This is a genomic window from Rhodopseudomonas sp. B29 (assembly GCF_000333455.1).
Taxonomy (GTDB): Bacteria; Pseudomonadota; Alphaproteobacteria; order Rhizobiales; family Xanthobacteraceae; genus Rhodopseudomonas.
Genome location: NZ_BADD01000195.1, coordinates 1 through 11,097 on the forward strand (window position 1 = coordinate 1; position 11,097 = coordinate 11,097).

8 protein-coding genes and 2 pseudogenes are annotated in these 11,097 nt (G+C 64.7%); 1 reads left to right on the forward strand and 9 read right to left on the reverse strand.

From position 1 onward, the window contains the following. The 8 genes and pseudogenes from I5M_RS07025 to I5M_RS07065 form a co-directional block, all read right to left on the reverse strand. Window positions 1-615, reverse strand: a 615-nt coding sequence (locus I5M_RS07025) for a CHASE3 domain-containing protein (RefSeq protein WP_244431948.1), incomplete at its 3' end; no start/stop codon positions are given. A gap of 370 nt (window positions 616-985) precedes the next feature. Continuing rightward, window positions 986-2,828, reverse strand: a pseudogene (gene recJ, locus I5M_RS29295) (single-stranded-DNA-specific exonuclease RecJ). 172 nt (window positions 2,829-3,000) lie between these two features. Then, on the reverse strand, window positions 3,001-3,726 hold the full coding sequence (locus I5M_RS07040) for a haloacid dehalogenase type II (RefSeq protein ID WP_022720754.1): 726 nt from the start codon (window positions 3,724-3,726) through the stop codon (window positions 3,001-3,003). Between the two features lie 125 nt (window positions 3,727-3,851). Next, window positions 3,852-4,295 carry a GNAT family N-acetyltransferase gene (locus tag I5M_RS07045; protein WP_031335689.1) on the reverse strand — a complete coding sequence of 148 codons (444 nt, stop codon included), beginning with the start codon at window positions 4,293-4,295 and terminating at the stop codon, window positions 3,852-3,854. A 23-nt stretch (window positions 4,296-4,318) separates the two neighbouring features. Beyond that, window positions 4,319-5,323 carry a class II fructose-bisphosphatase gene (glpX, locus tag I5M_RS07050; RefSeq protein WP_022720756.1) on the reverse strand — a complete coding sequence of 335 codons (1,005 nt, stop codon included), beginning with the start codon at window positions 5,321-5,323 and terminating at the stop codon, window positions 4,319-4,321. 55 nt (window positions 5,324-5,378) lie between these two features. After that, the gene (locus I5M_RS07055) at window positions 5,379-6,689 is read right to left on the reverse strand and encodes a homoserine dehydrogenase (RefSeq protein WP_022720757.1); all 1,311 of its coding nucleotides are present in this window, start codon (window positions 6,687-6,689) and stop codon (window positions 5,379-5,381) included. An 86-nt stretch (window positions 6,690-6,775) separates the two neighbouring features. Further along, a complete protein-coding gene (locus tag I5M_RS07060; protein WP_022720758.1) occupies window positions 6,776-7,996 on the reverse strand; it encodes an LL-diaminopimelate aminotransferase in 1,221 nt (406 codons plus the stop codon). Window positions 7,997-8,233: 237 nt separating this feature from the next. After that, window positions 8,234-8,680 carry a transposase gene (locus tag I5M_RS07065; protein WP_244431949.1) on the reverse strand — a complete coding sequence of 149 codons (447 nt, stop codon included), beginning with the start codon at window positions 8,678-8,680 and terminating at the stop codon, window positions 8,234-8,236. 192 nt (window positions 8,681-8,872) lie between these two features. On the opposite strand from I5M_RS07065, the gene phaC reads away from it, so the two are divergent. Next, the gene (gene phaC / locus I5M_RS07070) at window positions 8,873-10,678 is read left to right on the forward strand and encodes a class I poly(R)-hydroxyalkanoic acid synthase (RefSeq protein ID WP_022720760.1); all 1,806 of its coding nucleotides are present in this window, start codon (window positions 8,873-8,875) and stop codon (window positions 10,676-10,678) included. A gap of 214 nt (window positions 10,679-10,892) precedes the next feature. Here the strand turns inward: phaC and I5M_RS07075 are convergent. Continuing rightward, window positions 10,893-11,097, reverse strand: a pseudogene (locus tag I5M_RS07075) (ABC transporter substrate-binding protein); the annotation flags it as partial.

Genomic DNA, 11,097 nt, shown 5'->3' on the forward strand with positions numbered 1-11,097 from the left:
GCGGATGCGATCCATCGAGGTTTTGCCGGCGCCTGAGGTTTCCAGGGCGCGAGCCTCGTTCACCGTTTGAGGATTGCGCATCAGGGCGATTTCGCGTTCGGCGACTTTGTTGCGCCATTCGCTCGCCGACGCTTCGATATTGTCGAGCCGCTTCTGCTGCGCCGGATTGTCCGACGTCAGCCGCTTGGTCTCGGTCCACGACGTCTTGAAGAGCTTGTCTGAGGCGTTGTACGGCTCGAGAAATTTGTCTTCGCCGCTGATCAGAAAGCCACGAACGCCGGTCTCGCCGTCCACCATGGCGGCGACGATCATCTTGGCCTGCTCCATCACCTGATAGGTGTGGGTCGTCATATCATTATTGGAAGCGAGGGTCTGTAGATTGCGAGCGATCAGGCCATTGGCGCCGATCGAAACAAGCGCGATCAGGGAGAATATCCCCGCCAGCTTGTAAGACGTCTTCAGATTCAACAGCGACGAGAACATTCTGGTGGCTTTCCTGCTGGAGTTGACGGCCCAACGGTTCGCGCACGTCCGCGCTGACCGAGCCGGCATGATTAACTCCACACGCCCGTCGCCAAAGGTCGAAGAGCGTGAGGTGATGCGCAGTCTCGACAAGCCGCGTAGCTCGGTCGACCCCAAGGATAATTACTACCCCCCTTCGACCGCATTGCCATCTTGTCCCGGCAAAGGTCTCATGGCGCACCAAAACAATTAGTAAACGAAGCAGAAATCCGACATTTACGACGCCAAATACAAGCCATCATCAGTAGTTGAATTGAAGTACAACCGGATTATTCGTGCACTCCACGTATATCTACGAGCTCCAGAACTACGAGGTGCGGAGAAGGCCACCAAGGATCGGCACTAACGAATCACGGCTGGCGACGATCTTCAAACCCAACGCGCACCGACGCCGCGCAGTTATATTCCGCGATGAGAAACCAGCCGATTTCGAAATAGAGGACCAGGGATAGCTGATTGGCAGCTACCTGATCATCGCCGGCCCCGGATCCGGTACGGCGACGTCGATGACCCGTAGTTGCACGCGCTCGGCTCCCTGCCAGCGATCGACGCTGAGGCAGCCGGCCACATGCAAAGTCTGGCCGCGGTTCTCGGTCAGCGCCTGACCGAGCTTTTGGCCGACGCTCCGAAACGCGATGCCGTTGACGATGGCGCCGTCGCCCGAACGGAAGCGCAGCCGCAGATGCGCCTGACCGACTTCATCGGCGTAAGCAAGCTGATGCGCCGGCAGCGCAATGATCGGCTCGGGATTGCCGGCGCCGAACGGCCCTGCCCGGTTCAGCGTCGCGGCCAGCTCGGTCGTAACGCCGCGCGCGCTCACCGCGCCGTCGATATACAGCTCGTTGACGTGGCGCGCCTTGGCGACGTCGCCGGCGAGCGCGGTTTCGAGCCAGGCGCGGAATTTCAGCCAGCCGCTCCTTGCGCAGCGTAACGCCTGCCGCCATGGCGTGGCCGCCGCCCTTGAGCAGCAGCCCTTCGTGCACCGCCTCGCGCACCGCTTGCCCGATGTCGACGCCGGTGATCGAGCGGCCCGAGCCGGTGCGGATGCCGCCGGGCTCGAGCGCGATGGCGAAGGCCGGCCGACCAAACTTCTCCTTCAGCCGTGACGCGACGAGGCCGACGACTCCCGGGTGCCAGCCTTCCGCCGCGGTGACGATCACGGCGCCCTTATCTTCCAGACCAAGCGAGGCCAACGCCTCGGCTTCGGCTTGCGCTTCCGCCATCTGCTCGATGGCTCGACGCTCGGCGTTGAGCCGGTCGAGCTCCGCGGCGATCCGCGCAGCCTCGGTCGGATCGGCTTCGAGCAACAGCCGCACGCCGAGATCGGCGCGGCCGATACGGCCGCCGGCATTGATCCGCGGCCCAAGCATGAAGCCGAGGTGAAAGACATCCGGCGGGCCGTTGAGCCGCGCCACATCCATCAGCGCGGTGTGGCCGACATGGTCGCGCCGCCGTAGCGCAATCAGCCCCTTGGCGACGAAGGCGCGGTTGAGCCCGATCAGCGGCGCGACGTCGGCGACGGTGCCGAGCGCGACGTGATGCAGCATGTCGAGGAGATTCGGCTCCGGCCGCTCATTGCTCCAGAAACCGCGATGTCGCAACTCACGATTCACCGCGACCAGCGTCATCAGCACCAGCCCGACCGCGGCGAGATGGCCGAGGCCGGAAATATCATCGGGCCTGTTCGGGTTGATCAGCGCATCGACGTCGGGCAGTTCGTCACCGCATTGGTGATGATCGATCACCACCACGCCCATGCCGAGCTGGCGCGCCACCGCCAGTGGCTCCAGGCTGGTGGTGCCGCAATCGACCGTGATCAGCAGCGTCGCGCCCTTCTCGGCCAGCATGCGGATCGCTTCGACATTCGGGCCATAGCCCTCGAAGATGCGGTCGGGAATGTGGATCAGCGGGTCGAGGCCGCAGTGGCGGAGATGCCAAGTCAGCAGCGCCGCCGAGGTCGCGCCGTCGACATCGTAGTCACCGAAGATGGCCACCTTCTCGCCACGCGTCGCTGCCTCGGCGATGCGCTTGGCCCCCGCCTCCATCTGCGTCAATGTCGCCGGGTCCGGCATCAGCTTGCGAATTGTCGGGTCGAGATACTCCTCGACCGCGTCGATCTCGACGCCGCGGCCGGCCAGCACCCGTGCCAGCATCTCCGGCAGCTGATAGCGCTGTACGATCGCCTGCGCCTTGGCGACGCCACGCGCATCGAGCCGATCGCGCCACAGCTTGCCCGTGGCCGAGCGCGTCACGCCGAGAAAGGCCTGCGGAGGGTCAGTGGGCAATGCGGAGAGCGGCAGCGTCATGGCAGCCGCAGATAAGCACGAAGCGGCAAATCGGCAAACCGGCGTCAAAGATGGCGAGTAAAATCGCTTCCGTCATTGCGAGCGAAGCGAAGCAATCCAGCTCCATGCACTGGGCTGGATTGCTTCGCTTCGCTCGCAATGACGAACTTGGCCTTCCGCGCTCTGCCCGGAGTCAACAGCCCATCTGATCGGCGATGCCGCCGAAGTCACTCGCGACGACCGTCCAGTCGCCGGTCGCCTCGAAGTCCAGTTTCTGCAGCGGGCCGTATTCGGTCGGGCGCGCCACGAAGGCGGTCTTCAGGCCGAGCGCCTGGGCGGCGGCGAGGTCGTTGTTGTGGGCCGCGACCATCATCACTTCCCCTGGCGACAGATTCAGCAGCCTCGCAGCGCCGAGATACGTCTCCGGATCGGGCTTGTAGTGCCCGAACAGATCGCCGCCCATCACCAGATCCCACGGCAGACCGGCATTCTTGGCCATCCGGGTCAGCAGCCCGACATTGCCGTTCGACAGCGGCGACAGAATGTACTTGGTCTTCAATCGAGTGAGGCCCGAGACCACGTCCGGCCACGGCTTCAGCCGATGCCAGCCGGTGACCATGTAGTCGAGGTCGTCGTCGGTCAGCCCCTCGATGCCGAACTCTCTCACCAGCCGCTCCAGCGAGCGACGGTGCAGATCGTCGAGCATCACGAACGGCAGCTGCGGGTTTTTCCGCACTTCGTCCATCGACGGCACATAGGCCTGACGCCAGGCATCGACCAAACCAGTCCAATCGCCCTGCAAATCGCGGCGCGCCGTATAGGCGGTGAAATCATCGATCAGGCTGGTGCGCCAATCCACCACCGTGCCGAAGACGTCGAAGATCAGGGCTTTGACGTGGGTCGCGCTGGTGGCGGGCATCTGCTTCTCCCTTGTTGTTTTTGTCGTCATTCCGGGGCGCGCGAAGCGCGAACCCGGAATCTCACTTTGCCGGTTGCAGATTCCGGGTTCGCCCGCAGCTTCGCTGCGCGCCACGGAATGACGGCTTAGAACAAATGCCGATACTGCATGAAGCCGGAATCCTCGGCGATGCGGTCGTAAAGTTGGCGGGCGGCGATGTTGTCGGTCTTGGTCAGCCAGTGCACGCGACTGCAGCCATCGGCCGTGGCGCGCGCATACACCGCTTCGATCAGCTTGCGGCCGAGGCCGAGCCCGCGGGCGCTGTCCGCGACGAACAGGTCCTGCAGATAGCAGTAATCACCGGCAGTCCAGCACGAGCGGTGATAGATGAAGTGCACGATGCCGGTGAGCTTCCCGTCCACATAGGCGCCGAGCACGAACATCGGCTCGGCCGCATCGTGGAAGCGGGCCCAGGTGATCTCGCTGGTGCCCGGCTTCAGCGTCGCGCGGTAGAAGTCGAGGTAGCCGTTCCACAACGGCAACCACGCCTCATAATCGTCAGGGCCGACCGGGCGGATCTCGACGGTCATCATATCCCCTGCGCTCGCCTCACTCAGTCGAGGTGGAATTTTTCGAACTGGCGGTGATCGGCCTTGATGTAGCGCACCGTGCCCGTCACCGAGCGCATCACCACGGTTTCGGTCTGGATCACGTCCTTGCGGAACTTGACGCCGGAGAGCAGCGAACCGTCGGTGACGCCGGTCGCGGCGAACAGGCAGTCGCCCTTCACCATGTCCTCGATCTGATAGACGAAGTTCGGGTCTTCGATGCCCATCGACTCGGCGCGGTTGCGCTTGGAGTGGGTGTCGAGCAGCAGCCGGCACTGCATCTGGCCGCCGATGCAGCGCAGCGCCGCCGCAGCCAGCACGCCTTCGGGCGCGCCGCCGGTGCCCATGTAGATGTCGACGCCGGTGTTGTCCGGATCGGCGCAATGGATCACGCCGGCAACGTCGCCGTCGGTGATCAGCTGGACACCGGCGCCGGTGGCGCGGATCTTGGCGATCAGCTCGGCATGACGCGGCCGGTCGAGCACCAGCACGGTGATGTCGTGCACCGACACGTCCTTGGCATTTGCCAGGCGGCGGATGTTGTCCTCCGGCGGCGCATCGATATCGATCACGTTCTTGTCGTAGCCCGGACCGATCGCGATCTTCTGCATGTAGACGTCGGGCGCGTGCAGCAGCGTGCCGCCTTCGGCCATCGCCATCGTGGCGATCGAGCCCGGCATGTTCTTGGCGCACAGCGTGGTGCCTTCGAGCGGATCGACCGCGATGTCGACCTTCGGACCACCGTCGATGCCGGCGCCGACCTTCTCGCCGATGAACAGCATCGGCGCTTCGTCGCGCTCGCCCTCGCCGATCACGATGGTGCCTTCGATCGGCATCTTGTTGAGCTCGCGCCGCATCGCGTCCACGGCCGCCTGGTCGGCGCCCTTCTCGTTGCCATGGCCACGCAACCGCGCCGCCGACACCGCCGCACGCTCCGTCACGCGCACGATCTCGAGCGTCAGAATGCGCTCCAGCAACAACTGCGGCGGAACGGAAATGGTGGTCGACATCGGCTACTCCTAAAGCGGCGCCCGCGCCCCCACGGCGCAGACAAATAGTAATTCGTCAGTTCTTTTCGATCCGGATCACCTGCGGCCGTCCGGAAATCACCTTGTCGGCCTGCACGGCTTTCAGCGCGCGGCGCACGGCGTCTTCGCTGGTCGCGTATGTAATCAGGATCACTGGCACAGGGCCCGACTTGGCTTTGCCATCGCCGCGGTCGGGCTGGCGCTGCACGATGGATTCGATCGAGATGTCCTGCTCGGCCAGCCGCGTGGCGATGGTCGCCGCGGTTCCGGCATGGTCGCGCGCCAGCATGCGCAGATAATAGCCGCCCTCGTGGCGCTCCATCGGAGCCTTGCTGATCGCCTTGAGCCCGGCGACCGGACGGCCGAACGGCTCGGCGCGGATACCACGGGCGACGTCGGCGATGTCCGCCACCACCGCGGACGCGGTCGCAGCGGCGCCCGCGCCGGCGCCGACCAGCGTGATCGGCGGAATGCCCTGCCCGTCGATGGTCACCGCATTGGTGACGCCCATCACCTGGGCGATCGACGACGTCTTGGGCACCATGGTCGGATGCACGCGCTGCTCGATGCCCTTGGCGGTGCGCACAGCGACGCCGAGCAGCTTGACGCGGTAGCCGAGATCGTCGGCAGCGCGCAGGTCTTCCGGCGTGATCGAACGGATGCCTTCGACATAGACCGCGCTCTCCGACACCTTGGTGCCGAAGGCGAGGCTCGCCAGGATCGACAGTTTCTGCGCGGTGTCGTGGCCGTCGATATCGAAGGTCGGGTCGGCCTCGGCATAGCCGAGCCGCTGGGCGTCGGCGAGGCAAGCCTCGAACGACAGCCCCTCCTGCTCCATCCGGGTCAGGATGTAGTTACAGGTGCCGTTGAGAATGCCGTAGATGCGATCGATGCCGGTGCCGGCGAGGCCTTCGCGCAGCGTCTTGATCACCGGGATCGCGGCGCCGACGGCGGCTTCGTAGTTCAGCGCGCCGCCGTGCTTCTCGGCCAGCGCAGCCAGCTTCAGCCCGTGCTTGGCGATCAGCGCCTTGTTGGCGGTGACGACCGATTTGCCTGCGGCGAGCGCCGCCTCAATCGCCGGGCCGGCCGGATCGCCGGCGCCGCCGATCAGTTCGACGAAGCAATCGACATTCGGATCGGTGGCGATCGCCAGCGGCGATTTAGCCCAATCGATGCCGCGCAGGTCGAGCCCGCGCTTCTTGGCCTTGGAGCGCGCTGTGACGGCGACGACCTTGATCGGGCGGCCGCAGCGCGCCGTCAGCGTGGCGGCCTGGCGCTCGATGACACGGACGACCTCGGCACCCACGGTGCCGAGACCCGCAATCCCCACTTTGAGTGGCGCGACCATGGCGGCGCTGAACCTTGTTCTGGAAGGCTATTCGGAACGACGAAGATGGGCGGGAGGCCGACGCAGCCGGCCCCCTCGGCTCGGACCTATCGCTGGACGGCGAGCGGCACGACGTTGTGCAACGTTTCGACGCCGCTTTCAAGGAAGCGGCGGACGCCGCGCGCGGCCTGGCGGATGCGCTGCTCGTTTTCCACCATGGCGATGCGGACGAAGCCCTCGCCGTGCTCGCCAAAGCCGACGCCCGGCGAAACCACCACGCCGCATTTCTCCACCATCAGGGTGGCGAACTGCATCGAGCCGAGTTCGCGGAACGCCGGCGGCAGCGGCGCCCAGGCGAACATCGAGGCCTGGGGCGGCGGAATGTCCCAGCCGGCGCGGCCGAAGCTCTCGACCATGATGTCGCGGCGCTTCTTGTAGGTCTCGCGCATCTCCTGGATGCAGTCCTGCGGGCCGTTCAGTGCCGCGGTGGCGGCGACCTGTACCGGGGTGAAGGCGCCGTAGTCGAGATACGACTTCACACGGGCCAGCGCGGCGATGATGCGCTCGTTCCCGACCGCGAATCCCATGCGCCAGCCGGCCATCGAAAAGGTCTTGGACATCGAGGTGAACTCGACCGTCACATCCATCGCGCCCGGCACCTGCAGCACCGACGGCGGCGGGTTCGAATCGTCGAAATACACCTCGGCGTAAGCGAGGTCCGACAGGATCATGATCTCGTGCTTTTTCGCGAAAGCCACGAGGTCCTTGTAGAAGTCGAGCGACGCCACATAGGCGGTCGGGTTCGACGGATAGCAGGCGACCAGCGCGATCGGCTTGGGGATCGAATGGATGATCGCCCGCTCGGCCGCGGCGAAGAATTCAGGAGTCGGCTCGGACGGCACCGAGCGGATCACGCCGCCCGCCATCAGGAACCCGAAAGCGTGGATCGGATAGCTCGGGTTCGGGCACAGCACGACGTCACCCGGGGCGGTGATGGCCTGGGCGACGTTGGCGAAGCCTTCCTTGGACCCGAGGGTGGCGACGATCTGGGTGTCGGGATTGAGCTTCACCCCGAAGCGGCGCTCGTAATAGCCGGCTTGGGCACGGCGTAGCCCGGTGATGCCGCGGGACGCCGAATAGCGGTCGGTGCGCGGCTTGCCCAGCGTCTCCTTCAGCTTCTCGATGACATGCGGCGGCGCCGGCAGATCCGGATTGCCCATGCCGAGATCGATGATGTCGGCGCCTGCATTCCGCGCGGCCGCCTTGGCCCGGTTGATCTGTTCGAACACGTAAGGCGGCAGGCGGCGGATGCGGTAGAATTCTTCCATGGTCCTCGACTCCGGGATGCGGCGGGATCGTTACCGCGTTCTTGCTCGGAGGGGAATCCGATTAAGGTGCAGAAACGTCCTGATTCGTACGATTTTGCGGCTGTTTTTGCCGAGGCTGCCATGCAGCCCCGTCGAACTGAGCAAAGGCTGCCCGGCAGCCTCTTCGCCAAACCCGGCCTGGGCCGATCGGCGGTCACCTGCTCCGGCAGCGGAAGACCAATGGCGGCGTCGGTCCGGCTATCTCGACGCCGCCGGTCTGGCCGAAGCGGCCGCCGGCGTGGCCGCGCTGGCGTTGGCGTTGCTTGCAGTCGCATTGGCGGCGGCCTGACGCTCGCGGGCGGCGATCAATTCCTGTTCGATCTTGTTGCGCTCGGCGGGCGCCAAAACGGTGTCGCCACGGTCCGCCGGCAGATCGTTGACCGCCGGGAAGGCATCGGCCTCCTTCGGCTTGGCGGTGTCGCTCGAACCGAGCAGCGGCATGTCGGACAGCGAGATCGAGCAGCCGCCGAGTACCGGGGCCGACACCAGTGCAGCGCAAACGGCGGCCACGCGCAGCGCGCGCGCTCCGTTCGACCGTTCCGGCGCTGACGCCAGCCTGCTCACCTGATGCGAATCCCCGATTGCGCGGTTAAGGCGCGGAGAACCATCTTCGCGCCAAACCATTAATTCCGGCTCATCGGCCATCCTAGCCTACCGAGCGCCCTGCCGACCAGAGCGGAGCCCTGTCCCATCACTCGACTGCCATTGTGGCCAAATCAAGCGCAAGGTTGCACTGCAGCACATCGAATTCGGCGACGTTTACCGATCTGTGTCATCATCGCGCAGGAGCGCCGATCTACCAAGACAATCCGCAACGCCAATAGTAGCCTTCGATCCATGACCCAGGTGCTAACAGAACCGACCACCGCCAAGCAGTTCGATCCGGAAGCGTTCGCGCGCAATCTGTCGCAGGCGATGGAGATCGGCAGCCAGGCGCTGGCGAACATGCTCAAGGCCCGTAACGGCACCGCCGAGGTCGACACCCAGCCGCCGCCGATTCTGACCGAGATGGTCAAGACGTTCTCCAGCGTCGCCAATTACTGGCTGTCGGATAAAGACCGCGCCCAGGAGCTCCAGCAGAAACTCGGCAAGTCGTATCTTGACCTGTGGGGCGCGGCCTCGAAGAAGCTTGCCGGCGAAAAGACCGAGCCGCTGATCGAACCGTCGCCGCGCGACAAGCGCTTCGCCGATCCGGAATGGAAGGCCAACGCCTATTACGACTTCCTGATGCAGGCCTATCTGCTGACGACGAAATGGGCCAACGAACTGGTCGAGGGCGCCGACCTCGATCTGCACACCAAACGCAAGGCCACGTTCTACGTCCAGCAGCTCACCACCGCACTGGCGCCGTCGAACTTCGTGCTCACCAGTCCCGAACTGACACGGCACACGTTGAGTTCGAGTGCCGACAATCTCGCCCGCGGCATGAAGATGCTGGCCGAGGACATCGAGGCCGGCCGCGGCAATCTGAAGATCCGCCAATCCGACCCGGCCAATCTCGAGCTCGGCGTCAACATGGCAACGACGCCCGGCAAGGTGATCTTCCAGAACGAGATCATGCAGCTGATACAATACGCGCCGACCACCGAGACGGTGCTGCGGACGCCGCTGCTGATCGTGCCGCCGTGGATCAACAAGTTCTACATTCTCGATCTGAAGCCCGAGAAATCGTTCATCAAATGGGCGGTCGACCAAGGGCTCACGGTGTTCGTGATCTCCTGGGTCAACCCCGACAAGAGCCTCGGCGACAAGGACTTCGCCGACTACATGAAGCTCGGCCCGCTCAAGGCGATGGATGTCATCGAGCAGGTCACCGGCGAGATGAAGTGTCACACGCTGGGCTATTGCGTCGGCGGCACCCTCCTCGCCGCCACACTGGCGTGGCTGGCCGAACGCCGCAAGCAGCGCGTCACCTCGGCGACGTTCTTCACCGCGCAAGTCGACTTCACCCATGCGGGCGACCTGATGGTGTTCGTCGACGAGGACCAGATCTCCGCGGTCGAGCGCGAAATGAAGACGGCGGGTGTGCTCGAAGGCGCCAAGATGGCGATGGCCTTCAACATGCTGCGGCCCAACGACCTGATCTGGTCCTACGTTGTGAGCAACTATCTCAAGGGCGAACCGCCGTCGGCGTTCGATCTGCTGCATTGGAATTCGGACGCGACCCGAATGCCGGCGGCCAACCACTCCTATTACTTGCGCAACTGCTATCTCGAAAACAAACTCACCACCGGCACCATGGTGCTCGACAACACCCAGCTCGATCTCGGCAAGGTCAAGGTGCCGATCTACAATCTCGCCACCCGCGAAGACCACATCGCGCCGGCGGAGTCGGTGCTGTACGGCTCGCAGTTCTTCGGCGGCCCGGTGAAATTCGTGCTGTCCGGCTCCGGCCACATCGCCGGCGTCGTCAATCCGCCGGCGGCGGGCAAGTATCAGTTCTGGACCAACCCCGACATCCAGGCCGGCTCGGTGAAGAACTGGCTGGCCGGCGCCGAAGAGCACAAGGGTTCGTGGTGGCCGGATTGGCGCGAATGGATCGGCAGCTTCGACCCCGACCAGGTCCCCGCTCGCACTCCCGGCAGCGCAGCCTACCCGCCGATCGAAGACGCGCCGGGTAGTTATGTGCGGGTGAGATCGTAGGATCCCGGCCTTTCCCCGTCATTGCGAGGAGCGCAGCGACGAAGCAATCCAGCTCCGTGCGCGCGGCTGGATTGCTTCGCTTCGCTCGCAATGGCGGTGGGAAAGGCCTCCACGAAATTACTCGAGCAGCCCTCAAAGGCACTTCGCCGTCCCGCGGAGGGCGGAACGGCGAAGCTCGGACGAGCGTCGTGCAGTTGCGACGACTGAGGCCGCGCTATTCCTTCTTGTCCATGTTCCAGAACACCGGGGTCGCCGGGCCGTCGAGCACGCCGGTGATTTCGTTGCGCCACACGCTCGGCGCCTTGTACTGGCCGAGCGGGATGTACAGCACCTGGTCGTAGACTTCCTTCTGGATCTCCTCGGCGAGCTTCTTCTGCTCCTCCAGAGATGTCGAGCGGGCGAACTTGTCGCGCAGCGCT

Excerpts from the sequence above, each read along its gene's own strand:
- I5M_RS07040 (WP_022720754.1), bottom strand. The coding sequence starts at position 3,726 with ATGCCCGCCACCAGCGCGACCCACGTCAAAGCCCTGATCTTCGACGTC.
- I5M_RS07045 (WP_031335689.1), bottom strand. The coding sequence starts at position 4,295 with ATGACCGTCGAGATCCGCCCGGTCGGCCCTGACGATTATGAGGCGTGG.
- glpX (WP_022720756.1), bottom strand. The coding sequence starts at position 5,323 with ATGTCGACCACCATTTCCGTTCCGCCGCAGTTGTTGCTGGAGCGCATT.
- I5M_RS07055 (WP_022720757.1), bottom strand. The coding sequence starts at position 6,689 with ATGGTCGCGCCACTCAAAGTGGGGATTGCGGGTCTCGGCACCGTGGGT.
- I5M_RS07060 (WP_022720758.1), bottom strand. The coding sequence starts at position 7,996 with ATGGAAGAATTCTACCGCATCCGCCGCCTGCCGCCTTACGTGTTCGAA.
- I5M_RS07065 (WP_244431949.1), bottom strand. The coding sequence starts at position 8,680 with ATGGCCGATGAGCCGGAATTAATGGTTTGGCGCGAAGATGGTTCTCCG.
- phaC (WP_022720760.1), top strand. The coding sequence starts at position 8,873 with ATGACCCAGGTGCTAACAGAACCGACCACCGCCAAGCAGTTCGATCCG.